Annotated in this window: 27 protein-coding genes and 1 tRNA gene; 18 read left to right on the forward strand and 10 right to left on the reverse strand. The window is 70.5% G+C overall.

From position 1 onward, the window contains the following. Positions 1–173: 173 nt before the first annotated feature. Positions 174–1,217 carry a hypothetical protein gene (locus tag ACQKQD_RS03420; protein WP_091682001.1) on the forward strand — a complete coding sequence of 348 codons (1,044 nt, stop codon included), beginning with the start codon at positions 174–176 and terminating at the stop codon, positions 1,215–1,217. Positions 1,218–1,233: 16 nt separating this feature from the next. On the opposite strand, the gene ACQKQD_RS03425 is transcribed toward ACQKQD_RS03420, so the two are convergent. Both ACQKQD_RS03425 and ACQKQD_RS03430 read right to left on the reverse strand, forming a co-directional pair. Further along, on the reverse strand, positions 1,234–1,575 hold the full coding sequence (locus ACQKQD_RS03425) for a hypothetical protein (RefSeq protein WP_020092859.1): 342 nt from the start codon (positions 1,573–1,575) through the stop codon (positions 1,234–1,236). A gap of 82 nt (positions 1,576–1,657) precedes the next feature. Beyond that, positions 1,658–2,521, reverse strand: a complete 864-nt coding sequence (locus tag ACQKQD_RS03430) for a formyltransferase family protein (RefSeq protein WP_020092858.1) — start codon at positions 2,519–2,521, stop codon at positions 1,658–1,660. 200 nt (positions 2,522–2,721) lie between these two features. On the opposite strand from ACQKQD_RS03430, the gene ACQKQD_RS03435 reads away from it, so the two are divergent. Continuing rightward, positions 2,722–4,320 carry a cryptochrome/photolyase family protein gene (locus ACQKQD_RS03435; protein ID WP_427507482.1) on the forward strand — a complete coding sequence of 533 codons (1,599 nt, stop codon included), beginning with the start codon at positions 2,722–2,724 and terminating at the stop codon, positions 4,318–4,320. Here ACQKQD_RS03435 and bcsS read toward each other — a convergent pair. After that, positions 4,287–5,012 (reverse strand): cellulose biosynthesis protein BcsS, encoded by a 726-nt coding sequence (bcsS, locus tag ACQKQD_RS03440; RefSeq protein WP_427507483.1) that lies wholly within the window; start codon positions 5,010–5,012, stop codon positions 4,287–4,289. The genes ACQKQD_RS03435 and bcsS overlap by 34 nt on opposite strands. Positions 5,013–5,305: 293 nt before the next feature. Here bcsS and ACQKQD_RS03445 point away from each other — a divergent pair, with 293 nt between their 5' ends. Then, positions 5,306–5,908 (forward strand): exopolysaccharide biosynthesis protein, encoded by a 603-nt coding sequence (locus ACQKQD_RS03445; protein WP_267965786.1) that lies wholly within the window; start codon positions 5,306–5,308, stop codon positions 5,906–5,908. A gap of 9 nt (positions 5,909–5,917) precedes the next feature. On the opposite strand, the gene ldtR is transcribed toward ACQKQD_RS03445, so the two are convergent. Further along, on the reverse strand, positions 5,918–6,430 hold the full coding sequence (gene ldtR, locus ACQKQD_RS03450; protein ID WP_056527383.1) for a transcriptional regulator LdtR: 513 nt from the start codon (positions 6,428–6,430) through the stop codon (positions 5,918–5,920). A gap of 160 nt (positions 6,431–6,590) precedes the next feature. Next, positions 6,591–7,049 (reverse strand): DUF6163 family protein, encoded by a 459-nt coding sequence (locus tag ACQKQD_RS03455; protein ID WP_026604878.1) that lies wholly within the window; start codon positions 7,047–7,049, stop codon positions 6,591–6,593. A 211-nt stretch (positions 7,050–7,260) separates the two neighbouring features. Here ACQKQD_RS03455 and hemB point away from each other — a divergent pair, with 211 nt between their 5' ends. From hemB to ACQKQD_RS03500, 9 genes are all read left to right on the forward strand, one after another. Then, positions 7,261–8,319 (forward strand): porphobilinogen synthase, encoded by a 1,059-nt coding sequence (gene hemB, locus ACQKQD_RS03460; RefSeq protein WP_026604877.1) that lies wholly within the window; start codon positions 7,261–7,263, stop codon positions 8,317–8,319. Next, positions 8,316–8,684: a hypothetical protein gene (locus ACQKQD_RS03465; protein ID WP_091980143.1), complete on the forward strand. Its 369-nt coding sequence runs from the start codon at positions 8,316–8,318 to the stop codon at positions 8,682–8,684. Before hemB ends, ACQKQD_RS03465 begins: the two co-directional genes overlap by 4 nt. Positions 8,685–8,793: 109 nt before the next feature. Then, on the forward strand, positions 8,794–9,282 hold the full coding sequence (locus tag ACQKQD_RS03470; protein WP_427507484.1) for an RDD family protein: 489 nt from the start codon (positions 8,794–8,796) through the stop codon (positions 9,280–9,282). A gap of 124 nt (positions 9,283–9,406) precedes the next feature. Beyond that, a complete protein-coding gene (locus ACQKQD_RS03475) occupies positions 9,407–10,153 on the forward strand; it encodes an arginyltransferase (protein WP_091925038.1) in 747 nt (248 codons plus the stop codon). Positions 10,154–10,272: 119 nt separating this feature from the next. Continuing rightward, positions 10,273–11,580 (forward strand): adenylosuccinate lyase, encoded by a 1,308-nt coding sequence (gene purB / locus ACQKQD_RS03480; protein WP_026604876.1) that lies wholly within the window; start codon positions 10,273–10,275, stop codon positions 11,578–11,580. A 79-nt stretch (positions 11,581–11,659) separates the two neighbouring features. Continuing rightward, on the forward strand, positions 11,660–12,517 hold the full coding sequence (locus ACQKQD_RS03485) for a D-amino-acid transaminase (protein WP_103985902.1): 858 nt from the start codon (positions 11,660–11,662) through the stop codon (positions 12,515–12,517). Positions 12,518–12,629: 112 nt separating this feature from the next. After that, positions 12,630–12,932, forward strand: a complete 303-nt coding sequence (locus tag ACQKQD_RS03490) for a hypothetical protein (RefSeq protein WP_020092845.1) — start codon at positions 12,630–12,632, stop codon at positions 12,930–12,932. A gap of 157 nt (positions 12,933–13,089) precedes the next feature. After that, complete coding sequence (locus ACQKQD_RS03495; RefSeq protein ID WP_091925032.1) at positions 13,090–14,382, forward strand: adenylosuccinate synthase; 1,293 nt, start codon at positions 13,090–13,092, stop codon at positions 14,380–14,382. 280 nt (positions 14,383–14,662) lie between these two features. Further along, positions 14,663–16,183 (forward strand): histidine kinase, encoded by a 1,521-nt coding sequence (locus ACQKQD_RS03500; RefSeq protein WP_427507485.1) that lies wholly within the window; start codon positions 14,663–14,665, stop codon positions 16,181–16,183. 75 nt (positions 16,184–16,258) lie between these two features. Here the strand turns inward: ACQKQD_RS03500 and rpoH are convergent, their stop codons facing one another. Then, positions 16,259–17,152 carry an RNA polymerase sigma factor RpoH gene (rpoH, locus tag ACQKQD_RS03505; protein WP_042672026.1) on the reverse strand — a complete coding sequence of 298 codons (894 nt, stop codon included), beginning with the start codon at positions 17,150–17,152 and terminating at the stop codon, positions 16,259–16,261. 237 nt (positions 17,153–17,389) lie between these two features. Then, positions 17,390–18,394 carry an RluA family pseudouridine synthase gene (locus ACQKQD_RS03510; protein WP_427507486.1) on the reverse strand — a complete coding sequence of 335 codons (1,005 nt, stop codon included), beginning with the start codon at positions 18,392–18,394 and terminating at the stop codon, positions 17,390–17,392. A gap of 103 nt (positions 18,395–18,497) precedes the next feature. Here ACQKQD_RS03510 and ACQKQD_RS03515 point away from each other — a divergent pair. Continuing rightward, positions 18,498–18,573, forward strand: a tRNA-Glu gene (locus ACQKQD_RS03515). Here ACQKQD_RS03515 and ACQKQD_RS03520 read toward each other — a convergent pair. Next, a complete protein-coding gene (locus tag ACQKQD_RS03520; protein WP_307188509.1) occupies positions 18,533–19,354 on the reverse strand; it encodes a tyrosine-type recombinase/integrase in 822 nt (273 codons plus the stop codon). The genes ACQKQD_RS03515 and ACQKQD_RS03520 overlap by 41 nt on opposite strands. On the opposite strand from ACQKQD_RS03520, the gene ACQKQD_RS03525 reads away from it, so the two are divergent. Beyond that, positions 19,281–19,466, forward strand: a complete 186-nt coding sequence (locus ACQKQD_RS03525) for a hypothetical protein (RefSeq protein ID WP_234082252.1) — start codon at positions 19,281–19,283, stop codon at positions 19,464–19,466. The two genes, ACQKQD_RS03520 and ACQKQD_RS03525, sit on opposite strands and share 74 nt — an antisense overlap. A 229-nt stretch (positions 19,467–19,695) precedes the next feature. Here ACQKQD_RS03525 and ACQKQD_RS03530 read toward each other — a convergent pair whose 3' ends face one another. Both ACQKQD_RS03530 and ACQKQD_RS03535 read right to left on the reverse strand, forming a co-directional pair. After that, positions 19,696–19,956 (reverse strand): helix-turn-helix transcriptional regulator, encoded by a 261-nt coding sequence (locus ACQKQD_RS03530; RefSeq protein WP_020092840.1) that lies wholly within the window; start codon positions 19,954–19,956, stop codon positions 19,696–19,698. Continuing rightward, positions 19,953–20,645 (reverse strand): hypothetical protein, encoded by a 693-nt coding sequence (locus ACQKQD_RS03535; RefSeq protein WP_427507487.1) that lies wholly within the window; start codon positions 20,643–20,645, stop codon positions 19,953–19,955. The genes ACQKQD_RS03530 and ACQKQD_RS03535 overlap by 4 nt, the downstream gene beginning before the upstream one ends. 143 nt (positions 20,646–20,788) lie before the next feature. Here ACQKQD_RS03535 and ACQKQD_RS03540 point away from each other — a divergent pair, with 143 nt between their 5' ends. From ACQKQD_RS03540 to ACQKQD_RS03555, 4 genes are read left to right on the forward strand one after another with little or no spacing between them, the layout of a single operon-like run. Continuing rightward, entirely contained in the window at positions 20,789–21,406 is a 618-nt protein-coding gene (locus tag ACQKQD_RS03540) for a helix-turn-helix domain-containing protein (RefSeq protein ID WP_427507488.1), read from the forward strand. Further along, on the forward strand, positions 21,403–22,881 hold the full coding sequence (locus ACQKQD_RS03545; RefSeq protein WP_427507489.1) for a DEAD/DEAH box helicase: 1,479 nt from the start codon (positions 21,403–21,405) through the stop codon (positions 22,879–22,881). The genes ACQKQD_RS03540 and ACQKQD_RS03545 overlap by 4 nt, the downstream gene beginning before the upstream one ends. Continuing rightward, positions 22,862–23,791, forward strand: coding sequence for a DUF7146 domain-containing protein (locus ACQKQD_RS03550; RefSeq protein WP_427507490.1), 930 nt, complete (start codon positions 22,862–22,864; stop codon positions 23,789–23,791). The genes ACQKQD_RS03545 and ACQKQD_RS03550 overlap by 20 nt, the downstream gene beginning before the upstream one ends. Continuing rightward, positions 23,788–24,495 carry a hypothetical protein gene (locus tag ACQKQD_RS03555; RefSeq protein ID WP_427507491.1) on the forward strand — a complete coding sequence of 236 codons (708 nt, stop codon included), beginning with the start codon at positions 23,788–23,790 and terminating at the stop codon, positions 24,493–24,495. Before ACQKQD_RS03550 ends, ACQKQD_RS03555 begins: the two co-directional genes overlap by 4 nt. The last annotated feature ends 413 nt before the right edge of the window (positions 24,496–24,908 follow it).

Consider the following 24,908-nt stretch of genomic DNA (forward strand, 5'->3'; position numbering starts at 1 on the left):
CAGGAATCGCAGGGCGGTCATCGGCTCGCTCCCAAGGCGCGGCGGGTGCCGCATCCGCGGGCGCCCATGGCCGGCGTCGCCGATGCGATGCTGTAACCTATCTGGTCCCGCGGGCGGGTTCTGCCAGTGCGATCCTGGGCGAGGCCGCGCCGAGAGGATATCCGGAGACGATCATGCGCATCCGCCCCGGCACCGCCCTGATGGCGTGCTTCGCGATCGGCGTTCCGACGGTCGCGGCCGCCGAGGCGCCCGGACAGCCGCCGCGCGCCGCGCCGGCGACGGATCCGGCGTCCGCACCGCAGCCGTGGCCGCCGAATTTCTCCCGCAGCGTGCAGGGGACCGGGGTGATGGGCCTCGATGGCGGCCACGTCTTCCTCTGGAACCGGCCCCAAGGCTTCGATCCGGTCTCGACGCTGCGGGTCGACCGGCACGTGCCGGAGGGGTCGGGCGAGGCCACCCACACCTACAAGGCGCTCTGGGCGCTGGGCTCCACCGGCCCGCACAACGCCGGCTACGAGTGGACGATCACGGGCGAGCTGCACAACCGCGCCCTCGCGAGCACCGGCGCGCAGAACGTCGCGGTCAACGGCACGATCTTCAAGGAGCCCAACGGGCTGGGGCCGGTCGGGCCCTCCTGGGCCGGCAATTTCAACTGTGTCGACATGACCGACGAGGCCGATCCGGTCGCATCCTGCATCGGCGCCGAGATCGACGTCTCGGCGCAGTCACCGACCACCGACCGCAACCGCCAGCGGGTCGGACTGCAGATCTCCACCGGCGGCGTTCCGGGCGCCCATACCGGCTACGGGATCCTGATGGGCAACCTCACCGGCTCCATCACCGACCGGGCGATCTCGTTCCAGGGGGAGGGGACCTACGGCATCGGCATCGACGCCGCCGCCGCGCGCTTCACCGGCGTCCCGATGCTGCTCGCGGCCGGGCAGGCGATCGGGCTCGACGGCAACCGCGAGGGCGGCTTCTCCCGCAGCCTCGGCTTTGACGGGCGCGATCTGGTCTACGGCACGGCGGCCGGGCCGGTCATGCGCGTGAGCGACAACGGGCAGATCGAGGCCGCTTCCCTCCGCGAGAGCCTGCCGCGGCCGCCCGCGAGCAGCCGCGCGCCCTGCACCCCCGGCGACCACGCCTGGGACGAGGCCTACGAGTACCGCTGCGTCGCGCCCGACCGCTGGAAGCGCGCGGTGCTCAGCGACTGGTGAGCGCCGCCGCCCGCCGTCAGCGGTCGAGGATGCGAACCACCGCGCGGGTGTCGGGATCGACGACCACGATCTTGTCGCCCGGCGCCACGAAGTAGCCGAAGCGGCGTAGGCGCGGGTTCGGGGCCTCCGTGAAGGGCGCGAGCCGCACGTCGGGCGGCACGATGCTGCCGGGCCGCAGCGGGATCGATCCGACGATCGGGCCCGGACCCACCGGCCGGCGCACGATGTAGTCGCGCACCACCACGTCGTCGTCGGGGCCGAACTCGTCGGGCGTGACGATCACCGCCTGCGCGAGGGCGGAGCCGGTGAACAGCGCGGCGAATCCGAGGGCTGCGGCGAGGCTGGCGCGGGTCGACATGGCGGACTCCCGTGGGGCCCCGGCGGAGTGCCCGGGCCGCCGGAAACATCGGGGTCGGCGTTCGGGTTCCCGGACGGGCCGGTCAGCGGCCGATCTGCCCGGCCTCCGCGAGGGGAACCGGCGACCAGCGGGTCAGCTGGACGTACCCGTCGAGGGCCGCCACCACGACGTGGCGGCGGTGGCGGTGCACCACCGCTCCGGGCGTGTGCGCGTGGCGCTCCTGCCACCCCTGCGCCTCCGCCACGTAGACCCGGGCATCGCCGAGCCGCGCGATCGTCTCGACCGTGCCGAAGGCCCGCACCCGGCGCAGGACCGTCTCGACGTCCTGCCGGAAGTCGAGCGTCCGGTCGGCGTCGGTCGCGCGCGGCCAGTAGGAGCCGTCACCCTGCGGCTCGGAGCGCCGCCAGCGGTTGGGCAGGTCGCGGCCGAGGGGGCCCGCGGCGAGGCGGCGCGCCGCCATCTGGCACTTGGCGAGCAGCGTCTCGTGGCTCTCGCGGGGGCTCAGGCCGAAGATCTCCTGCGCCAGGATATCGCCGGTGTCGAACCCGTCGGCGAGCACGTGCGCGGTGACGCCCCAGGTCTCGTAGCGGTCGAGGACCGCCCGGAACAGCGGGTAGGGGCCGCGGCCCGTCGGGAGCGGGGAGGGGTGGAAGTTGAGGCCGTAGGCGGCGCGGCCCTTCCAGCCCTTGATGAGCCAGGGATAGCCCGCGACCACGAGTGCCCAGTCGCGCCCGTGCTCGGCCTGGAGCGCCTCGATGTCCCGCTCGCGGATCCGCGAGAGCTGGATCGGCAGCCGCAAGGACCGGGCGCGGGCGACGACGACCTCGTTGTGGTCGTAGACCCCGTCGCAGGGGCGCGTGAACAGCTTCACCGGCGTCCAGCCGGCGTCCAGCAGACCCTCGAAGACCCCGCCGAGGAAGTCGATGCCGGCGAACGCGAACTTCATGTTTGCCGCCTGCGACCTTGTGCACGTGGAGGGCGCGGGTCCGCCGCCTGCCCGGCCGCGTCCCCGGGCCTACCTTGATTGGGCCGGCGGCGGTGGCAAGGGGGAACGGCGTGGTTCGGGTGATCTTCGACGGCGGGACCGGAGGGTTCGGCCGCGCCGCGGATGGCGGCCGCTCCGCCCCGGACGGGAAGGTCTGAGGCATGGCCGGGAAACGCCGCGCCGCGCCGTCCGGAACCCTGCGCTTCGTCCTCGGCGATCAGCTGACCCGCCGGGTGTCGAGCCTCGTCGACCTAGACGCCGAGCGCGACGTCGTCCTGATCGTCGAGGTCCGCGACGAGGCGACGTATGTCCGCCACCACAAGCAGAAGATCGCCTTCCTGTTCGCCGCCATGCGCCACTTCGCGGCCGAGCTGGAGGCGGAGGGCATCACGGTCGCGTACGTGCGCCTGACCGACGCGGGCAACACCGGCAGCTTCACCGGCGAGCTGGAGCGCGCCGTGGCGCGCCACCGGCCGGAGCGGGTCGTGGTGACCGAGCCGGGCGAGTGGCGCGTCTGGGAGATGATGCAGGACTGGCGCGAGACCCTGGCGGTCCCGGTCGAGATCCGGGCCGACAACCGCTTCCTGTGTCCGCGGGAGGATTTCGCCCGCTGGGCGGAGGGCCGGCATCACCTGCGGATGGAGACCTTCTACCGGGGCATGCGGCGCCGGACCGGCCTCCTGATGGACGACGGCGAGCCCGCGGGCGGCCGCTGGAACTACGACCCCGAGAACCGCAAGCGCCTGCCCAGGGGGCATCGTCCGCCGGACCGGATCGGCTTCCAGCCCGATTCCGTCACGCGCGCGGTCATCGCCCTCGTGGAGGCCGAGTTCGGCGACCATTTCGGTGATCTCACCGGCTTCTCCTGGCCGGTGACCCGGGCCGACGCCCTCGCGGCGCTCCGGCACTTCCTGGCCGACGCCCTGCCGACCTTCGGCGATTATCAGGACGCGATGAAGACCGGCGCGCCGTTCCTGTACCACGCGCTCCTGTCGCCCGCCCTCAACGCCGGGCTGCTCACCGCCGAGGAGGTGTGCTGGGCCGCCGAGCGCGCCTACCGCGACGGCGCGGCGCCGCTCCACTGCGTCGAGGGCTTCATCCGGCAGATTCTCGGCTGGCGGGAATACGTGCGCGGCCTCTACTGGGCCCGGATGCCCGCCTACCGCGACAGCAACGCCCTCGGCGCGGGCCGCGACCTGCCGTGGTTCTACTGGTCCGGCGAGACGGCGCTGAACTGCGTCGCGCAGGTCGTCGCCGAGACGCGCGCCCACGCCTACGCGCACCACATCCAGCGCCTGATGGTGACCGGCAACTTCGCCCTCATCGCCGGCCTCGACCCGGCTCAGGTTGAGGAATGGTACCTGATCGTGTTCGCGGACGCCTACGAGTGGGTCGAGCTGCCCAACGTCCACGGCATGGTGCTGTGGGCCGACGGCGGCGTCATGGGCTCCAAGCCCTACGCGGCCTCGGGCGCCTATATCGACAGGATGTCCGATTACTGCGCGTCCTGCGCGTACGACGTGAAGGTCAAGGCCGGGCCGGAGGCGTGCCCGTTCAACTATCTCTACTGGAACTTCCTCATCGAGAACGAGGACCGGCTGGCGGGCAATCAGCGGATGGCCATGCCGTACCGGACGCTCCGCGGGCTGGGCGACAGGCGCCGCGCCGAGATCCGCCGCGACGCGGCCGCGTTCCTCGACACCCTCGAGGCCCGGCCGAGCGCCGATCAGAGGGGCGACCAGACGGACAGGCTCAGGTAGGGGCAGGCACGGCCCCGGCCGCTCTCGGACTGGAGGCCCGCGGACGCGCGGAAGCTGTACCGGCCGAGGGCGAAGTCGGTCCCGTGCAGGCCGAAGCTCCACTTCGCGTAGCCGGTCCTGTCTGTGTAGAGGGCGGCCTCGGGACCCAGATAGGTCTCCCAGAGCCGGTAGCCCCAGGCGAGGCGCGCCCACAGGCTGTCGCGGGCCGACCCCGCGACGGCGCTCGCCTGGAGCAGCGTCGCCTCGCTCGGGCGTGCCCAGACCTCGCCGTGGAGCCGGAGCCCGAAGCGCGTCGGCAGGGCGTCGAAGAGCGGCCCCGCGATCAGCATCTCCCGCGCGATCTCGGGCCCGGCAAAGGCCGCGACCGCGCCCCAGTCGAAGACCCACTGGTACCCGGCCAGGGCGGCGGCGGCGACCGTGTAGCGCGTGCGGGGGCCGTCCGGACCGGACTCCGCGCGCCGCCCGCCACCGACGCTCGCCAGCGCGGTGAAACCGTCCTGCGCGAGGGAGGTGAGGCCGGCCTTCGCCCCGACGGTCAGGAAGGTGTCGCCGCCGGCATCGAGGCTGCCGAACAGCAGCGTGTCGATCTCGCTGCCGCCGGCGGGGTGCGAGACGGCCGCCTGTCCCGCGAGCAGAACCGCGAGAACGGGCGCGCGTCCAGCGATCTTCGGGCAAGGGCGCTGGTTCGGCACAGTCGAGCCTCCGACATCTGCGGAGGACGGTAAGAGAAAATTAACCGCGTTTCATCGCGATCCGCTCGCGATCCCCCGGAATTGTCGGATTCGCGCGCCGATCTTCGTGTCGCAGGGACGAGGTTGCTTCGGAAAGGTGCGTCGGCGCGCGCGCTGTGCTTGCCGGGACTTCGCGGGCCGTCCGCCGCGCGTCCGCCCGCGGGACGCCATCGCGCTGTCGCGAATCTGCCGTGCTTGGCGTGCCAGATGTTCTCGGCTAGAGCCCCCGCGGGAAAGCGAAGGTTGGCAGATCCTTGACCTCCGGTGCACGAACGTCGGACGTCCTCACCGTGCTGGCGAGCCAGGAGGGCGAGCGCCTCACCGTGGGCGACATCGTCGCGGTCCTGCGGGACCGTGCCTTCGCGCTGCTCGTGGTCCTGCTCGGGCTGCCGAACTGCCTGCCCATGCCGCCGCCGATCCCGCTGATCTGCGGCCTGCTCCTGCTCCTCGTGGCGATCCAGATCGCCGCCGGGATGTCGGCGCCGTGGCTGCCGCGGATGCTCCTCGGCCGCTCGATCGCCCTGACGGATGTCCGCCGCGCCGTCACCCGCGCGGTGCCGATCCTGCGCCGCCTGGAGCGCTGGTCGCGTCCCCGCGTCAGCGTGTTCGAGACCGCGCTCGGCATGCGCGGCATGGGGATCGTCCTGCTCGCCCTGGCGCTGGCGCTGATCGTGGCCGCGCCCATCGTCGGGCAGATCCCGCTGGGTCTCGCCGTCTGCCTGGTCGGGCTCGGTCTCGTCGAGCGCGACGGTCTGGTCGTGCTGGGCGGTCTCGTGATCGGGATGTTCGGCGTCGCCATCAACGCCGGCTTCGCCTACGCGGTGATCGCCGGGATCATCGGCCTGCTGAACCTCTGAGGGCGCGCCTCAGAGGCGGTAACGGATCTGATCGGTCCAGAAGCGCTCAAGGCGGGTGAGGGCCTGGTTCAGGCGAATGAAATCCTCCTCCGAGATCCCGCCGATCGGCGTGATCGTCCGGGCATGCTTGTCGTAGAGCCCCTGGATGATCTCGTGGACCTGGCGGCCCTTGTCGGTCAGGCTGATCCGGACGGAGCGCCGGTCGGTCTTCGAGCGGGCGTGGTGGAGATAGCCGGCCTCGACAAGCTTCTTCACATTGTACGAGACGTTGGAGCCCAGGTAGTAGCCCTTGGTCCGCAGCTCGCTCGCGGTCAGCTCCTTGTCGCCGATGTTGTACAGGAGCAGCGCCTGGACGCTGTTGACGTCCTCGCGGCCGCGGCGCTCGAACTCGTCCTTGATCACGTCGAGCAGCCGGCGATGCAGCCGCTCCACGAGGTGCAGCGCCTCGAGGTAGGAGCCCTTGGTGGAGGCGGCTTCCTCGGGGGCCTCGATCTGCGCGACTCGGGCGTTCTGGGTCTTCATCTCTGCCTCGCCATCCGATGATCCGGCACCCGTTGGATGCGGCGCCGTTGATGATGGCTAAGCTAGGGCTCGGGAATGAAAGGCGATTTAAGCGACAGGATGAATTCGCGATTTACTCTTCGCGGTAAAGACAAACTGAATGAAGACAAGAACGGTTCGTTCACCGTGCTTCCTGTGCGGCCAGCCAGGACAGCAGGAAGTACAACGTCACAACACAGCCTCCGAATACGAGCAGCGGCACCGATAACGGCAAGAGTTGCGGTGTCAGGACAGCGAGCGTCATCGCCGACGTGACGGCGAGCAACCAGATCACGCCGCCCCAGGCGCTCGTCAGCCACAATCCGATCGCCGCCGCGGCGTCGATCACCGCGAAGTAGACGATCGCGGATTGGCGGCCGAACGGCTCGGCCTCGAAGGGGCGCACGCCCGGCAGGACGTCGAGGATGGTCGCCCAGGCGAAGACGCTCTTCAGCAGCCAGACGAGGGCCGTGAGCCGCATGAACCAGATCAGCACTGTGTCCCACGTGCCGGACGCGGGGCCCTGGGCCCGCTCGATGCGGTCGCTCGGGATGCCGCCCGGCCGCGGCGTCCTGCGCCGGATCGGAAAGTAGCTGGGCACTATCGAGCGCTCGCGGATGGTGGGGGCCGGTTCATGGCGAAGGGCCGGGATCCTGATCGATCGGGCGGGGGTCGCCGGGTTGAAGCGGTTCCGCCGTCCGGCGTCAACGGTCGGGTTTCGTTGCGCCGGCCCGGTGTGGTAGTCGATCGCCTCCGGCGCACGGGCGCCGCGCGATCCGCGGCGTGGTCCGCGCGAACGGTAGCGAAGCCGCATGTCAGACACCCTGCCAGAGCCGCGCCCTCTCGCCGTGGAGGCCGCCCGCGAGGGCGCCCGCGTGGAGGGTCTGAAGATCACCCAGCGCCCGCGCCGGAACCGGAAGGCCGACTGGTCGCGCCGCCTCGTCCGCGAGCACACCCTGACGGTCGACGACCTGATCTGGCCGATGTTCGTAATCGACGGCGAGGGCCGCCGCGAGCCGGTCGCCTCGATGCCGGGCGTCGAGCGCCTCTCGGTGGACGAGATCGTCCGCGACGCGGAGCGCGCCGCGAAGCTCGGCATCCCGGCGGTGTCGTTCTTCCCCTACACGGAGGTGTCGCTGCGCGACCCGACCGGCTCGGAGGCGCTGAACGCCAACAACCTCGTCTGCCGGGCGGTCCGCGCCGTGAAGCGGGCCGTGCCCGAGATCGGGATCATGACCGACGTGGCGCTCGATCCCTACACGAGCCACGGCCACGACGGCCTGATGCGGGACGGCGCGATCCTTAACGACGAGACGGTCGCGGTCCTCGTCGAGCAGAGCCTGATCCAGGCCGAGGCCGGGACCGACATCATCGCGCCCTCCGACATGATGGACGGGCGCGTCGGCGCGATCCGCGCGGGCCTCGACAAGGCCGGCTTCCTCGACGTGCAGATCATGGCCTACGCGGCGAAATACGCCAGCGCCTTCTACGGGCCGTTCCGGGACGCGATCGGCACCAAGGCGGCGCTGGTCGGCGACAAGCGCACCTACCAGATGGATCCCGGCAACTCGGCCGAGGCCCTGCGCGAGGTCCGGCTCGACCTCGACGAGGGCGCGGATTCGGTGATGGTGAAGCCGGGCCTGCCCTATCTCGACATCATCCGCCGGGTGCGAGACGAGTTCCAGGTGCCGACCTTCGCCTACCAGGTGTCGGGCGAGTACGCGATGATCGAGGCGGCCGCCCGCAACGGCTGGCTCGACGGCGACCGCGCGATGGTCGAGGCGCTCCTCGCCTTCAAGCGGGCCGGCGCCGACGGCGTCCTCACCTATCACGCGCCGCGGGTCGCGGAGCGCCTGCGCAACCATCCGTGAAGCGCGGGCACCGCTGGCTCCTCGGGGCCGCGGTCGTGGTCGGCTTCCTCGCGGGGCTCGTCGCCTGCCAGGACACCCTGCGCCGGGATCGCGTCGCCACCTGCCGCCGGGCGCTCCCGGCGGTCGCGCCGCAGGACGGGATCCGGCTCCTGCGCGCGGCGCCGGGGCCGTCGGCGAATTCGGTGCGGGTCGACTACGCCGACGGGAACCGGCAGCACTGGCTGACCTGCCGCTTCGATGCCGGCACGACCCTGGTCGCCCTCGCCACCGAGGCGAGCACCCTGTCGGGCCCGTCCCTCTACATGCTCAAGCGCTTCTACCTCGACACGCCCGACGCCGCGGCCGGAGACCCGGCCGGGCGCTGAGGCGCGCCCACGCCCGCCGACCGACCCGCATCGGCACCGGATCCCCTTGCGGCCTCCGCGACGCGCACCCACCTTCACGTCCGCAGCCTCGCTTGCAGGACGCGACACCATGCAGAACCCACAACCCGGATACGCGCAGCGCTTCGAAGCGCCCGGCTACGCCACCGCGTTGCCGATCCCGTTCGTGCGGGCGAGCCTGGGTGGCCGGACGGTCGCCTATCTCCTCGACATCCTGTTCATCTTCGGCTTCACGGCCCTGCTGACCCTCGCGATCACCGTGATCGGGGTGGTCACCTTCGGCCTCGGCTGGACGCTGTTCGCGATCCTTCCGGCGAGCGGCATCATCTACAGCGCGATCACGGTGGGCGGGCCGAAGCAGAGCACGATCGGCCAGCGGATGATGGGCCTGCGGACCGTTGCGCCCGAGAGCGGCGCGCGGGTTGACGTCATCACGGCCGCGGTCCACGCGCTGCTGTTCTACGTGGCGATCTCGACCTTCCTGCTCTGGTGCGTCGACATCGCGTTCGGGCTCATGCGCTCCGACCGCCGCCTCGGGCACGACCTGCTCCTCGGCCTCGCCGTCGTCCACGCGCGCTGAGCCGCGATTCCGCTGATGAAAATCTGACGGTGCGACCGGCCGGGCCATTGAGCCCCGGCCGGTCGCCTGTACACTGTCACGCCGGCGCCGCGAGGATGAACCCGGCGCAGGGTCTGTGAGAAGCGTGACCAGCCACCCGCGCGACACACCGCAATTCTACCTCACCGCCCCCTCGCCGTGCCCCTACCTGCCGGGGCAGGAGGAGCGGAAGGTCTTCACCCACCTGGTCGGACGGCGCGCCCGCGACCTGAACGAGATCCTGACGCAGGGCGGCTTCCGCCGCTCGCAGACCATCGCGTACCGGCCGGCCTGCGAGACCTGCCGGGCCTGCGTCTCGGTCCGCGTGGTGGTCGACGAGTTCGAGCCGAGCGCCAGCCAGCGGCGCATCCTGGCGCGCAGCGCCGACTGGGTCGGCACGCCGGAGCCGAACCGGCCCGCCTCCGAGCAGTACGCTCTGTTCCGCCGCTACCTCGACGCCCGGCACGGCGACGGCGGCATGGTCGACATGACCGTGCTCGACTACGCCATGATGGTCGAGGACAGCCACGTCGACACGCACCTCGTGTCGTATCGCCGGCACGGGCCGGACACGGCGATCACCGGCCGCGGCTCCGGACCGCCGCTCGCGTTCTGCCTGACCGACGTCCTCTCGGACGGCCTGTCGATGGTCTACTCGTTCTACGATCCCGCGGAGGCCGCGCGCTCGCCCGGGACCTTCATGATCCTCGACCACATCCGCCGGGCTCGCGGGCTCGGGCTGCCGTACCTCTATCTCGGCTACTGGGTCGAGGGCTCGCGCAAGATGGACTACAAGTCCCGCTTCCGGCCGCAGGAACGGCTGATGGGCCAGGGCTGGGTTCGGATCGACTGAGCCCGGCGCGGCGCGCGTTTCACGTCGGTTGCCGTCCCGGCATGCCCGATGCGCATTGAGCGGCCGGCCCGGCGCATGCTACCGGCCACGCACGCAATCCGGACCGTGCCGAGGCCCCCATGATCCCCCGCTATAGCCGCCCCGCGATGACGGCGATCTGGTCGCCCGAGAGCCGCTTCCGGATCTGGTTCGAGATCGAGGCCCACGCCACCACGGCGCTCGCCGAGATCGGCGTCGTGCCGAAGGCGGCGGCCGAGACGATCTGGACCAAGGGCAAGGACGCGGTCTTCGACGTCGCCCGCATCGACGCGATCGAGGCGGTGACGAAGCACGACGTCATCGCCTTCCTGACCCACCTCGCCGAGATCGTCGGTCCCGAGGCGCGCTTCGTCCACCAGGGCATGACCTCCTCGGACGTGCTCGACACCTGCCTCAACGTGCAGTTGGTGCGGGCCGCCGATATCCTGATCGCCGACGTCGACTCGCTGCTCTCCGCCCTGAAGACCCGGGCCCTGGAGCACAAGCTCACCCCGACCATCGGCCGGTCGCACGGCATCCACGCCGAGCCGGTCACCTTCGGTCTGAAGCTCGCCCAGGCCTACGCCGAGTTCGAGCGCAACCGCCGCCGCCTCGTCGCGGCCCGCGAGGAGGTCGCCACCTGCGCGATCTCGGGCGCGGTCGGCACGTTCGCCAACATCGACCCGCGGGTGGAGCAGTACGTCGCCGAGAAGATGGGCCTGACCGCCGAGCCGGTCTCGACCCAGGTGATCCCGCGCGACCGGCACGCGATGTTCTTCGCGACCCTCGGCGTCGTCGCCTCGTCGCTGGAGCGGCTGGCGATCGAGATCCGGCACCTTCAGCGCACCGAGGTCCTCGAGGCGGAGGAGTTCTTCTCCGAGGGGCAGAAGGGCTCCTCGGCGATGCCGCACAAGCGCAACCCGGTCCTCACCGAGAACATCACGGGCCTCGCCCGGATGGTGCGCGGCTACGTCACCCCGGCCCTGGAGAACGTCGCCCTCTGGCACGAGCGCGACATCTCCCACTCGTCGGTGGAGCGGATGATCGGCCCCGACGCCACCGTCACCCTCGACTTCGCCCTAGCACGGATGACCGGGGTGATGGAGAAGCTGCTGGTCTACCCGGCCAACATGCAGAAGAACCTCGACCGGCTCGGCGGCCTGATCCACTCGCAGCGCGTGCTGCTGGCGCTGACCCAGGCCGGGGTCTCCCGCGAGGATTCCTACCGGCTGGTCCAGCGCAACGCGATGCCGGTCTGGCGCGGCGAGGGCGATTTCCTGGCGCTGCTCAAGGCGGACCCGGAGGTCGCCGCGGCGCTCCCGGCCGAGCAGATCGAGGCGTGCTTCGATCTCGGCTACCACTTCAAGCACGTGGACACGATCTTCGGGCGGGTCTTCGGCGACCGCTGAGACTCCGCACGATTCCTGCTTCGACCCGCGCTCGCGGGCCCGCGTTTCCGGGCCCGCGCCGAACACAGGACAGCTCCCCGTGACCGCTCCCCGCATCGTCTACCTCAACGGCCAGTTCCTTCCCTACGAGGAGGCGCGCGTGCCGATCATGGACCGCGGCTTCCTGTTCGCCGACGGCATCTACGAGGTCTCGGCGATCATCGACGGCAAGCTCGTCGACAACGCCGCGCACCTCGCGCGCCTCGACCGCTCGCTCGGCGAGATCGGCATCCGCAACCCGCACGACGCGGCGGGCTGGGAGCGCCTGCAGACCGAGCTCGTCGCCCGCAACGGCGTCAGCGAGGGGCTCGTCTACATGCAGGTGACCCGCGGGGTGGCCGAGCGCGACTTCGCCTTCCCTAAGGCCGGCACCGAGCCCACCGTGGTGATGTTCACGCAGGCCAAGACCGTGCTCGCCAACCCGCTCGCCGAGAGCGGCGCCCGGGTGATCACCGTCGAGGACCTGCGCTGGAAGCGGCGGGACATCAAGTCGGTGGCCCTGCTGGCGCAGGTGCTCGCCAAGCAGCAGGCGGCCGAGGCCGGCGTCGCTGAGGCCTGGATGGTCGAGGACGGCGCGGTCACCGAGGGCTCCTCCTCGACCGCGTTCATCATCGGCCGCGACCGCGTGCTCGTGACCCGGCCGCTCTCCACGGCGCTCCTGCCGGGCATCACCCGGGCCTCGGTGTTGCGCCTCGCGCAGGAGGCCGACCTGCGCATCGAGGAGCGGCTGATCCCGGTGGACGAGGTCTACGCGGCCCAGGAGGCCTTCTACACCAGCGCCTCCGCCTTCGTGATGCCGGTCGTCGAGATCGACGGGCGGTCAATCGGCGAGGGGCGGCCGGGCGCGCTGACCCGGCGCCTGCGCGAGCTCTACATCGAGGCCGCCCGCCAGGGTTGAGGCCGCCGGATCCGGTCCACAGGACGGGACGTCGGACCCGATCGCGGACAGGAACGGATCCCGTCTCCGACTGTTCCTCCCCGAATTCGTGTCTCGAACCGGGGAGGCCCTCGTGCCGAACAAGACCCTGCTCGCCGCCCTCGCGACGACCTTGGCGGCGACCGTCGCGGCAGTACCCGCCGGCGCCCAGACGACCAGTCCGGCCCCGGCGCCGCCCGAGCGCGTTCGCCCGAACGCGGACGCGCCGCCGCAGGACCAGTCGCTCAGCGACAAGCTCCAGAAGAACGACGGCGTGATCAAGCCGCCGGATTCCGGCACGACCGGCACTGTGGTGAAGCCCGATCAGTCCGGCTCCATGCCGGTGATCAAGCCGCACGAACTGCCCGGTCGCGACCCCGGTACCGAGGCCAAGTAAGCCGGTCGTGACCGGCTCCGGCCGACCGCCATGCGGTCCGAACATGCGGCCCCTTGCTTGATTTCGTTGCCCGGATCGCGGAAACGGCTCACGACGTACGTTGCCTGCACCCGTGGGCGGCGCCGTCCCGGTTTCCGTCGCGGGTAAGCAGGCAGGCATGGCCAACGTCGTCGTTGTGGGCGCCCAGTGGGGCGACGAGGGCAAGGGCAAGATCGTCGACTGGCTCTCCGAGCAGGCCGACATCGTGGTCCGTTTCCAGGGCGGCCATAACGCCGGCCACACGCTCGTCATCGACGGCGTGACCTACAAGCTGGCGCTGCTGCCGTCGGGCGTCGTCCGCGGCGGCAAGCTCTCGGTCATCGGCAACGGTGTCGTGGTCGATCCCTGGCACCTGATCGACGAGATCGAGCGGATCAAGGCGCAGGGCGTGGACGTCTCGCCGTCCTCCCTGCGGATCGCCGACAACGCGACGCTGATCCTGCCGCTCCACCGCGAGCTGGATCATTTCCGTGAGACGGCCAATGCCGGCCTGAAGATCGGCACGACCAAGCGCGGCATCGGGCCGGCCTATGAGGACAAGGTCGGCCGCCGCGCGATCCGGGTCGTCGACCTCGCCGACCCCGACGCGCTGCCGGCCAAGATCGAGCGCGTGCTGACCCACCACAACGCCCTGCGGCGCGGTCTCGGGATCGACGAGGTGAATGCCGAGGCGCTGCTGACCGAGCTGAAGGCGATCGCGCCGAAGATCCTGCCCTTCGCCGACACCGTGTGGTCGCTGCTCGACGAGGAGCGCCGGGCCGGCAAGCGCATCCTGTTCGAGGGCGCGCAGGGCGCGCTGCTCGACGTCGACCACGGCACCTACCCGTTCGTGACCTCCTCCAACATCGTGGCCGCCCAGGCGGCCACGGGCTCGGGCCTCGGCCCGGGGGCGATCGGCTACGTTCTGGGTATCGCCAAGGCGTACACGACCCGGGTCGGCGAGGGACCGTTCCCGACCGAGCTGTTCGACGAGATCGGCGAGACCATCGGCAGCCGCGGGCGCGAGTTCGGCGTCAATACCGGCCGCAAGCGCCGCTGCGGATGGTTCGACGCCGTGCTGGTGCGCCAGACGGTCCGGACCTCCGGCATCCACGGCATCGCGCTGACCAAGCTCGACATCCTCGACGGCTTCGAAGAGATCCGCGTCTGCACCGGCTACATGCTGGACGGCCAGCCGATCGACCATCTGCCGGCGAGCCAGGCCGCCCAGGCCCGGATCGAGCCGGTCTACGAGGTGATCCCGGGCTGGTCGGAGACGACAGCGGGGGCCCGGTCCTGGGCGGATCTGCCCGCGCAGGCGATCAAGTACGTGCGCCGGATCGAGGAGCTGATCGGGGCGCCGGTGGCGCTGCTGTCGACCTCGCCCGAGCGCGACGACACGATCCTCATGCACAACCCGTTCGAGGATTGACCCTTCGCGCGCTATCCCGTTGACGACGCGTGTTTTCGGCGGCCCTGCCTGTATCCAGTCCGCGCGGGCTTGATCTAGAACGGGCTGGCGGCCGGGCGGTCCGTATCGCGATCCGCCCGCCGTCTCGAAGGCAACCGGCGCGCGGGCCCTGATCCCGCGCGGCGGGATACGACAAACCGGCCGACGGCCGCGACCGGACCTGTCGGGCGGGCGCGGACCTCGGTCCCCGGCCTCCGACCGGCGTTGCCGGACGGCGGCCGAAGGGGCGGACCAGAGTATCATGGCCGATTACTACCCGCTTCTGGCCCGCGCGCTCGACGCGCTGCCGGACCGAACGCCCGCCCTGCGCAAGGCGGTCTACGACCGCGCGCGCAACGCCCTCATCAGCCAGCTGCGCTCCCTCGATCCGCCACTGTCGGAGGCCGACATCGATCTCGAGCGCCGGGCGCTCGACGCCGCGATCGAGCGGCTCGAGGTCGATCACGGCGGCCTCCCGGCCCCCGCCAACGATGCCGCGCAGGCGCCCGGGACGCCCGCTCCGGCCCCGGCCACGGTTTCGGCGCCGGCACCAGCACCGGCCGTCCCCGCACCCGCCGCGCCAGAACCCGCCGTCCCCGAGCCGATCGTCCCCGCGGCGACGGAGCCGGAGATCCCGGAGCCTTCCCCGCCGGAGCCGGGATCCGGTCCCGCGCTGGCGCCCATCCTCCCGTCGGCGAAGCCGCCGTTCGCGGTGGCGGCCCGCGACGGGGATCGGGAGGCCGCGGACGGGCCGCGTGAGGCACCGATCCCGATCGCGCCGCCGCGTCCGGGCACGCCGCAGACGGCCGCGCCCGACACGGCCCCGCCGGTCGCCGAGACGTCCGGCGCTGGGACGTTTGCCGCCGAGGCGCCCGCCGCCGAGGACCCTGACGCCGAGACGGCCGAGGGCGCGGGCGGGCGTCAGCGTCCGCGGATCGAGGTGGTCCCCCCGCGCACCGGTCGGTCGCGCGTGCTGCGCAACGTCTTCGTGGGCGGTGTCCTGGCTGTGGTGATCGGCCTGATCGCCGTCGCGGCCTTCCTGCTGCGCGACCGGCCGCAGAACCTGCCGTCGAACGGCACGGAGACCGCGGACACGCAGCAGCCGGAAGGCGAGACCAAGTTCGGCGACCGGGTCGGCGGCGACGCCGCCCCGGCCCCCAAGGCCCCGACGCGCGTCGAGAACGGCGCGCCGGCACGGGCCGCGGCCACGCCCGCGCCGGCCGACGCGGGCGTCGCGGTCGCGCAGAGGGCGGAACTCGTCGAGGAGGCGACGGGGGCCGAGGGCGGTCAGCCGACCGTGACGCCGGGGCGGGTGACGTGGCGGCTCGAGACCGTCAACGGGGATCAGGGGCAGCCGGTCCAGAACGCCGTCGTCGCCACCGTGACCATCCCGGATGCCGGCCTGACGCTGGTGATGACCATCCAGCGCAATCTCGACGCGACCCTGCCGGCCTCCCACACGGTGAGCTTGGCCTTCAGCCAGAGCGGCAGCAACGCCGCGTCCAGAACCGTCCAAGATGTCGGGTTGCTCCAGGCCAAGGACGAGCAGAGCGCCCGCGGCTCGCCGGTCTCGGGCCTGCCGGTTCGGGTCCGCGACAACCTGTTCCTGATCGGCCTGTCGTCGCTGCAGAACGACGTCGAGCGCAACACCGACCTGCTCCTCCACCGGAACTGGTTCGATATCGCGCTGCGCTACACGTCCGGCCGCCGGGCGGTGCTGACCTTCGAGAAGGGCGCCGCCGGCGCCCAGGTGATGCAGAACGCCTTCGACGCCTGGCAGTGATCGGTCGACGGCGCCCGCCGTCCGAGCCCCGACCCGAACCGGCGCGCCCGGCGCGTCGCGCGCCGGGCGCGCGGCTCAGCGGGCCTCGATGCCGGTCCGGGGCAGCTCGCGGCTCGCGATGTTGCGCTTGACCGCTTCCTGCACCTTCTCGAAGGCGCGGACCTCGATCTGCCGGACGCGTTCGCGAGACACGCCGAACTCGCCGGAGAGGTCCTCCAGGGTGATCGGGTCCTCGGCGAGGCGCCGGGCCTCGAAGATGCGGCGCTCTCGCGGATTGAGCACACCGAGGGCGTCCTTGAGCGCGGAGAGGCGGTTCTGACCCTCCTGCTCCCGCGCCAGCACGGTCTCCTGGCTCGGGCTGTTGTCCACGAGCCAGTCCTGCCACTCGCCCTCGCCCTCCTCGCGCAGGGGCGCGTTGAGCGACGTGTCGCCGGACAAGCGCCGGTTCATGTCGATCACGTCCTGCTCGGGCACGCCGAGACGGGTGGCGATCTGCTTCACCTGATCGGGCTTGAGGTCACCCTCGTCGAGCGCCGAGATCTTGCCCTTCGCCTTGCGCAGGTTGAAGAACAGCTTCTTCTGGTTCGCGGTCGTGCCCATCTTCACGAGCGACCACGAGCGCAGGATGTATTCCTGGATCGCCGCCTTGATCCACCACATCGCGTAGGTGGCCAGACGGAAGCCCTTGTCGGGATCGAAGCGCTTGACCGCCTGCATGAGGCCGACATTGCCCTCCGACACGACTTCGCCGATCGGCAGGCCGTAGCCGCGGTAGCCCATGGCGATCTTGGCGACCAGGCGCAGGTGCGACGTCACGAGGCGGTGCGCGGCCTCGCGGTCGCCGGCGTCGCGCCAGGCCTTCGCCAGCGTGAACTCTTCCGACGGCTCCAGCATCGGGAACTTGCGAATCTCGTCGAGGTAGCGCGAGAGGCCACCTTCGTTGGCGAGCACGGGCAGCGTACCGGCCATGGCATTCTCCTGGACCTTATGTCCCCCTGTCGGGCGGACGCGACGGACAACAGTGCCGTCCACTCGGGCCGCTCTTGAGCCGACCCTGCCGGCCCCCCATCTCGTACGGGACGCCGGGGAGCCGGTCGCGGTCGGTGACACCCACGTCGTCAACAACGCGCCACCGGCGATTTTGGTCGTACCATGTCACGATGTGACGCGGTACGGCGTGATCTTTCGCACGCCGCGACGCGGCGGTTACGGGCGCGGCGGCCCGTCCTCTTCCGCCCTCAGGGCCTGCACCAGCGCGGCCATATCGGGCGGTAGCGGGCTCTCGAACCGCAGCGTCGCGCCGGTCCGCGGGTGGCTGAAGCCGAGCAGTTCCGCGTGGAGTGCCTGGCGCCCGAGCGCCGCGAGGGCGGCGCGGGCCTCCGGCGTCAGGCGGGCCGCCTTGGTCCGGAAGGCGCCGCCGTAGACCGTGTCCCCGAGCAGGGGGTGTCCGCGATGGGCGAGATGCACGCGGATCTGGTGGGTGCGGCCCGTCTCCAGGCGGCAGCGCACGAGGGCGGCCTCGCGATACGCCTCGGCCACCGCGTAGTGGGTCACGGCGTGGCGCCCGCTCGCGTCCGAGACGACGGCGATCTTCTCCCGGTGGAAGCGCGACCGCGCGAGGCTTGCCTGGATCGTCCCGGCCCGCGGCTGGGGCAGGCCCCAGACGACGGCGGCGTAGGCGCGTTCCAGCGGTCCGGACCGGCCGTGATCGGCGAACTGGGCGGTGAGGCCCTGGTGGGCCACGTCGTTCTTGGCGACGACGATCAGGCCGCTCGTGTCCTTGTCGAGGCGGTGGACGATGCCGGGCCGGCGGACGCCGCCGATGCCCGACAGGCTGGCCCCGCAATGGGCGATCAGGGCGTTGACCAACGTGCCGCTCTCGTGGCCCGGGGCGGGATGGACCACGAGGCCGGCGGGCTTGTCGATGACGATCAGGTCGTCGTCCTCGTGGACGATCGGCAGATCCGCGGCCTCGGCCACCGGCTCCGCCGGGGCTGCCGGGGGCACCGTGAGCACGATGCGCGCGCCCGCGGCGACCTTGGCGGCCGGGTCGAGCGCCGGGAGACCGTCCCGCTGAACCTGGCCGGTGCGGACCAGATCCTGCAGCCGGGCCCGGGACAGCTCCGGGAACAGCGCGACCAGCGCCCGGTCGAGCCGCACGCCTCCCTCGGCCACGATCCCGGCCCGCTCGTCCTGCACGTTATCCACCACGACCGCTATCCGTCCCCGATCTGACCCGCCGCGGCGGATTTTCTGACGAAGGCACTTGCTCCCCCGCCGAGTGGTGGCTATAGCAGCCCCGCGCCGCCGGAAAGCTCCCATCGTCTAGCGGTCTAGGACGTCGCCCTCTCACGGCGAAAACAGGGGTTCGATTCCCCTTGGGAGCGCCACCGGCGCATTTTTATTCATCTCTGCCAGTGGTTTACCGGAAGTGGGACCTTCACCCGCCTCCGCGGTGGGACCACGACGCCCCGCGGCGAAGCGCTTCCAGGCACTGTCGGCGAGCCCCGCACGCTGGGCCTCGCGCGTGTACCGCTCCACCTCTTCCAGCGTCTGATGGCCCGTGACCGCCATGATCTCGTGCGGCGTGCACCCGCGCTCGGCGAGTCGCGCCGCTGTCGCTTTTCGCAGGCCGTGTGCCGAGCAGTGCGGGAGCCCGGCCTGATCGCACCACTCGCGGAAGCGGTTGCCGAATCCCGCCACCGAGAACGGCTTGCCGTAGTCCGTGACTAGGAAGGTCAGGTGCGAGGAGGGCAGGGCGGCGATCGCCTCGGCCAGATCGGGAAACACCGGCACGTCGACCGAGATGGGCTTGCGGTGCTCGTTCTTGGCCTGGATGTAGCGCAGGCGGCCATCGCGGATGTGCTGAGGGCCAAGGCGCGTCGCGTCCTCGCGCCGGCAGGCCGTGTAGAGCAGTAGCGCGAAGGCTAGCCGTGGCTTCGAGCCGAGCGGGTGCCGACGCTCAAACTGGTCGACCTCGTCCAGTGTCCAGGTGTGGTGCCCTTTGGTGACGTACTGAGCGCGCTTCACATCCCGCGTTGGATCTGCGTCAACGATGTCCTCCTCCATGGCCCATTGGAACATGGCCCGGAGCGCCTTGAGCATCGTGTTGGCGGCGGCCGGTGTCTCGGCCTTCTCGTCGCGCAGGCGCCGCACATGGCGCGGCTGCATCAGCGCGACCGATGCCGTGCCCTTGTCGCTGGCGGCGATCTCGTTCAGTGCGCGCTTCTGCCAGCCCTGTGTCGAGGCATCGAGCTTCTTGAAGGTCGGGCTTGCGATGTAGCGCTGCGACACGTCGATGAACGAGCCAGCGGCCGGGCGGCCGCCCTTCGCCGGCGTGACCTCAGACGCCCGGTCGCGAGCTGCCTCGTAGGCCTTCTGGAACTCGGCGGAGCCGGGCTTGCCATGGAGGCGCACCTTCTTCTCAGGCCGTCTGCGGAAGTAGTACCGGACGTTGCCGTGTCGATCGGTGTCGGCGACGACGAACGGCAGATCGATGCTGACCACGGAGTTCAGTCCCACGGGTTGTGGCCTGCATCATCGCCGCCGAGAGCGTCCCACGCCAAGTCGAGACGCCGGAGGTCCCAGACCACGCACCCGTCGATCCGTTTCGGCTTCGGCATTCGGCCGTCCCGGACCATCTCGTCGAATTTCGAGGGGCTGACGCCGACGTAGCGGGCCGATTCTTCGCGGCGCAGGCCGCGCCGGGGGCTGATCTCGAACCGAGCCGCCGGTAGAGGTGTCGCGTCATCCTGGCGGCCGCGTAGGCTCATCGCTTCGCACCCATCGCCACCGCCCATTCTGGGTTCTGGCCGGCTGAGCCGAACAGGACCGGCAGCACGTCCTCAATGACAGTGTGCAGCTCGGTCAGCCGGCGGCAGGAAGCATCGCTCGCCTCGCCGCGGATCGTCTGCGCCCACTTGCTACGGCCCGGCACCGGCTGATCCTTCGGGCCGAAGGCGTCGCCGGACACGAAGGCTTGAAACACCATATCGGTGGCGACGACGCCGATCCGGTCTTGGGTCTCGTCCGGCAGACCGCGCCAGGCCGCCTCGACCTGAGCTTGGTCCGGAACGCCGAGGCTGCGCCGATTTCCGCCCGACAGAATCAGTGGCTCAGGCGACTGATTTAGCTCAGCTTTTTGCTGCCGAACCGCCGAAAACCGCCCGCCCGACTCACATGCTATCAGAGCCCGTGCGAGATGCTCGATATGCTCGCCGTCTCGGTCGTATAGCGCTGCATCCCGGACGTAAAATGCGGCAAGCGCACGCAGCCCTTCCGCGGTGACCGGCATGGCCTGCCGAACCACTATCAAGGCATCGTGAGCGTCGGCTGCGGCTTGGTTGCAGGCCCGCATCTGGGCATCGTCGTCCTCGTCGAGATCCCGGCAGGCGACGGTGTGGGCCGCAGCCGCGGCGTCGGCCGCCTCAATCAGACTGAAGATCGGCTCGAGCTCTGGCACGTGCGGAAGGATCTCGGGCGCGCGGACGCCGGCCAGCGCCCCGGCGATGTGCTTGAGATCGTCTGAGGCTACCCGACGGCTGCGGAGCACGCCTACCGAGCCGCCGACGACCTCGTCGCGTCCTCCTCGCAGGAGGCCGGCCGATGAGCGTCGCAGCCGCCAAATGGGCCAAGCGCCAGCGCGTCCGTACCACCTGCCGGGTCGTCCTGACGGCCCTGGCCGACTTCGCCGATAAGCAGGGCCAGTGCTGGCCCTCACAGGCGACCCTGGCCGCCGAGACGGGACTGGCGGTCCGCACGGTCCGCCTCGTCCTCGCCGAGCTGACGGCCGCCGGGGCGATCACCCGCCAGCACCGGGGCAACGGATTCGGTGGCCGAGCCTCCGACCTGTTCGCCCTGACCATGGATCGGGACTTCGATCTGACGGCCGCCGAGCAGGCCCCCGAAGTCCCCGCCATTCCGGCAGATGATGCCGGTAAGGGAGGGGGGAGTTACCGGCATATTAAGGTAAGGTTAGCGGCATCTCACGGTAGGGTTAGCGGCACCACGTGCCGGGGAAAGAACCTACCAAGAACTACCAAGAACTATAGACCTAGCCGTGATGAGAGGTTTCAGGAGGAACCACTGCACGGGCACGACACGCCCGCCCCTGGCCCGCTCGACCCGTTCGGGGATGACGCATTCGGCCCCCCACCCTCTGACCGCGGCTTGGACAGCGACGCTTGGCTTGACCGCCAACTCGCCAGTGAGGGCGCCCGATGAGCCGGGAGCTTCGCCCCCACCAGATCCGGATCATCGAGCGGCTTCGGCAGTCGCTCTCGACCGGGCACCGCCGGCCGATGCTCCAGGCGCCCACTGGGTTCGGCAAGACCGTCGTCGCCGCCGCGATCGTGAAGGGCGCCCTAGCCAAGGGCAACCGGGTGCTGTTCGTGGTCCCGGCCCTGTCGCTGATCGACCAGACCGTGCGGTCGTTCTGGGCCGAGGGGATCACCGATGTCGGCGTGATCCAGGCCAGCCACCCGAAGACGGACGCGACCCGGCCCGTGCAGGTCGCCTCGATCCAAACGCTGCAGCGCCGTGCCATCCCCCGGTTCGACATCGTCGTGATCGACGAGGCCCACCGCTGGTTCGAGATGCTCGGGCTCTGGATGAAGGCCCCGGACTGGGCGTCGGTGCCGTTCGTCGGCCTGTCGGCCACGCCGTGGACCAAGGGACTGGGGAAGTTCTACGACGACCTCGTGCAGGTCACCACCACGGCCGAGCTGATCGAGGCCGGCTACCTGTCGCCGTTCCGGGTCTACGCTCCCTCGCACCCCGACCTGTCGGGTGTCCGTACCGTGGCCGGCGACTACCACGAGGGTGACCTCGGCGAGGCAATGAACAAGCCCGCGCTGGTCGCCGACGTCGTCGAGACGTGGCTCAAGCACGGTGAGCGCCGTCCGACGTTCGCCTTCGCGGTCGACCGAGCCCACGCCAAGAACATCCAGGCCCAGTTCGAGGCCTCGGACGTCCGCTGCGGGTACATCGACGCCTACACCAAGCCGCCGGAGCGGGAGGCACTGTTCCGGCAGTTCACGGCCGGCGAGCTGCAGGTGATCGCCTCGGTCGGGTGCCTGACCACCGGCGTGGATCTGGACGTCCGGTGCATCATCCTCGCTCGGCCGACGAAGTCCGAGATGCTGTTCGTCCAGATCATCGGCCGCGGCCTCAGGACGGCGCCGGGCAAGGCCGATTGCTTGGTGCTCGACCACTCCGACACACACCTGCGGCTCGGCTTCGTCACGGACATCCGCCACGATGCCCTGGACGATGGCCGCCAGCGGCAGAAGCAGGAGCGCAAGCAGCGCACCGAGGCACTCCCGAAGGAATGCCCGTCCTGCAAGTACCTGAAGCCCGCCAAGGTGCCGAAGTGCCCATCCTGCGGGTTCAAGCCGGAGAAGCAGACCGAGATCGAGTGCGAGGACGGCGACCTCGTCGAGATGACCCCGGCCCGGGCCAGAGCCGGCACGGTCGAGAAGGAATCGCTGTTCGGTCAGCTGAAGCACTACGCCAAGCGGCGCGGCTACAAGGACGGGTGGGCGGCCAACAAGTTCCGCGAGCTGACCGGCGTGTGGCCGGACCGGTACCACAACGCCCCGCTCGTCGAGCCGTCCCCGTTCATCCTGTCGTGGATCAAATCCCGCCAGATCGCCTGGGTGAAAGGCCGAGGAGGATCGCATGCGCACGCCGCTCGCTGAACGGGCTCGCGGGCACTGGGCGGCCCTCCTGCCGGATCTGGGCGTCGATCGGCGCTACCTGACCGCGAAGCAGGGGCCGTGTCCGATCTGCGGGGGCAAGACCCGCTTCCGGTTCGACGACAAGGAGGGCCGCGGCACCTGGATCTGCAATCACTGCGGTGCGGGAGACGGCGCCGACCTCGCGATGAAGGTCACGGGCATCAGCTTCAGGGATCTGGCCGAGCGGCTGGACCCGATCATCGGCGAGGCGCCCCCGGCAACGGTGAAGGCCGGTCGGACGCGGGAGGACTGCCGGGACAGCCTGAACCGGCTGTGGCGCTCGGCTTCGCCGGTCCGCCCCGGTGATCCGGTGGCTCGGTATCTCCGGAACCGGGTTGGGCTCACCTCCGTCCCGACCTGCCTCCGGACGGTCGACCACCTCCGCTACCAGGACGACGAGCCGTCCTTTCACCCGGCCATGATCGCCATGGTGACAAATCCGGACGGCTACCCGACAACCATCCACCGGACGTACCTGTCTCAGGACGGGCGCAAGGCCGACGTCGCCTCGCCGCGGCGGCTGATGCCCGGGACGATCGCTCCAGGCTCTGCGGTCCGCCTGTTCGACGCCGGCAGCACGCTGGGGATTGCCGAGGGCATCGAGACCGCCCTCGCGGCAGCCGCCCTGTTCGCCATCCCCGTCTGGGCAGCTGTGAACGCCTCTCAGCTCGCCAAGTGGGTGCCGCCGCCCGAGGCGACGGAAATCGTCGTGTTCGGCGACGCGGATGCGGCCTTCGTTGGACAGGCCGCCGCCTACGCCCTCGCGCACCGACTGGCACGGAAGGATCGCACCGTCACGGTGAAGCTCCCCGACCGTGTCGGCACGGACTGGAATGACGTCCTCCTCGAGCAGATGCGGGTTGAAGCATGAGCAAGCCGGGCAAGAAACAGCGCGAACGTGAGCGTCGTCAGCGCCGGGCAGACCGCAGGGCGGCTCAGCGGTCGCTCGGCACCCAGCCCTCTAAGGGGGCCACGGATCAGCCGTCGGCCGCCGATCCCGTGCGCGGTGGCGCGTCGAGCTTCATCGACCCGGCCCTGCGCTGGCACATGATCAAGACCGCCCCGCTGCTCGGACCGTTGGGCCGGCGGCGCCTCGACGACGCGCTCCGCCAGCGGGACGTTCGCGCCTTCCGGCCCCGGACTAGCGAGATCGTGGTCCGTCGCGGCCGCCGGGTCGTGCGGCACACGCCGCTGCTAGTGAAGACGATCATCGTCGGCGTGAGGGATCAGGATCACCTCGACGCCGTCGTTGGCCTGCCAGGCGTCGCGGAGGCGATCACGTACACGGCCGTCGACACGGAGAACGAAGGCAACATCCCCGGCTTGGTCCGCCGGGTCGCCCGCCTCGATCCCAAAGCCCTACAGCGGTTCTTCAACGCCTTGGCCGAGGGCGAGATCGTCAAGCCTGTCGGAGTCGAGGTCGGCAGCAACGTTGTGGTGATGGTCGGACCTTTCGCATCGTTCCCGGCGATCGTCGAAGCCATTCTCCCGAACGACCGCTTGAAAGTCGCAGTCAGTATCTTCGGTCGACCATCTCCCGTTGAGTTAGGGATTGCAGACGTGACGCTCGTGTAATATCTTCCAACCGTTCGAGCCTATTGTCGCCGCCGTACTCCACCTTTGGGTGTCGACGTTGTGCCGCGACGGAGACGGGTCAGACCGCTTCTCTGCAATGGCAGCGCAAGACCGGAACCGTGCACTCACAGGGCACGGCATCGAATGTCATCGATGTCGGCCTATTACGATGGGCAGACTTAATCAGCGAGGCCCGAAGCCCGTAGTTGGCTGGCTTCGCTTAATTTCTTCAAAGATGAGGCGGGCTGCCAGCCCGTGCGCCTCCCCTTCTGTTTGTACGTCCTGGATAATTCTGTACCTGTGCCGCACTCGGTATCCGCGGTGACGCTCGCTCTTGCACCTGAGATTCAGTCGTTCAACGCTCGTCCCGACCATGTGCGCCTCCTGTTCCCCAGGAGAGAAGCGCAGACTTC

It is taken from the genome of Methylobacterium sp. NPDC080182, assembly GCF_050281105.1.
Taxonomy (GTDB): domain Bacteria; phylum Pseudomonadota; class Alphaproteobacteria; order Rhizobiales; family Beijerinckiaceae; genus Methylobacterium.

What these genes read in the sequence shown, in the direction of transcription:
- ACQKQD_RS03420 (WP_091682001.1), top strand. Translation starts at nt 174, where the DNA reads ATGCGCATCCGCCCCGGCACCGCCCTGATGGCGTGCTTCGCGATCGGC.
- ACQKQD_RS03425 (WP_020092859.1), bottom strand. Translation starts at nt 1,575, where the DNA reads ATGTCGACCCGCGCCAGCCTCGCCGCAGCCCTCGGATTCGCCGCGCTG.
- ACQKQD_RS03430 (WP_020092858.1), bottom strand. Translation starts at nt 2,521, where the DNA reads ATGAAGTTCGCGTTCGCCGGCATCGACTTCCTCGGCGGGGTCTTCGAG.
- ACQKQD_RS03435 (WP_427507482.1), top strand. Translation starts at nt 2,722, where the DNA reads ATGGCCGGGAAACGCCGCGCCGCGCCGTCCGGAACCCTGCGCTTCGTC.
- ldtR (WP_056527383.1), bottom strand. Translation starts at nt 6,430, where the DNA reads ATGAAGACCCAGAACGCCCGAGTCGCGCAGATCGAGGCCCCCGAGGAA.
- hemB (WP_026604877.1), top strand. Translation starts at nt 7,261, where the DNA reads ATGTCAGACACCCTGCCAGAGCCGCGCCCTCTCGCCGTGGAGGCCGCC.
- ACQKQD_RS03470 (WP_427507484.1), top strand. Translation starts at nt 8,794, where the DNA reads ATGCAGAACCCACAACCCGGATACGCGCAGCGCTTCGAAGCGCCCGGC.
- purB (WP_026604876.1), top strand. Translation starts at nt 10,273, where the DNA reads ATGATCCCCCGCTATAGCCGCCCCGCGATGACGGCGATCTGGTCGCCC.
- ACQKQD_RS03495 (WP_091925032.1), top strand. Translation starts at nt 13,090, where the DNA reads ATGGCCAACGTCGTCGTTGTGGGCGCCCAGTGGGGCGACGAGGGCAAG.
- ACQKQD_RS03500 (WP_427507485.1), top strand. Translation starts at nt 14,663, where the DNA reads ATGGCCGATTACTACCCGCTTCTGGCCCGCGCGCTCGACGCGCTGCCG.
- rpoH (WP_042672026.1), bottom strand. Translation starts at nt 17,152, where the DNA reads ATGGCCGGTACGCTGCCCGTGCTCGCCAACGAAGGTGGCCTCTCGCGC.
- ACQKQD_RS03520 (WP_307188509.1), bottom strand. Translation starts at nt 19,354, where the DNA reads ATGCAGCCGCGCCATGTGCGGCGCCTGCGCGACGAGAAGGCCGAGACA.
- ACQKQD_RS03530 (WP_020092840.1), bottom strand. Translation starts at nt 19,956, where the DNA reads ATGAGCCTACGCGGCCGCCAGGATGACGCGACACCTCTACCGGCGGCT.
- ACQKQD_RS03540 (WP_427507488.1), top strand. Translation starts at nt 20,789, where the DNA reads ATGAGCGTCGCAGCCGCCAAATGGGCCAAGCGCCAGCGCGTCCGTACC.
- ACQKQD_RS03545 (WP_427507489.1), top strand. Translation starts at nt 21,403, where the DNA reads ATGAGCCGGGAGCTTCGCCCCCACCAGATCCGGATCATCGAGCGGCTT.
- ACQKQD_RS03550 (WP_427507490.1), top strand. Translation starts at nt 22,862, where the DNA reads ATGCGCACGCCGCTCGCTGAACGGGCTCGCGGGCACTGGGCGGCCCTC.
- ACQKQD_RS03555 (WP_427507491.1), top strand. Translation starts at nt 23,788, where the DNA reads ATGAGCAAGCCGGGCAAGAAACAGCGCGAACGTGAGCGTCGTCAGCGC.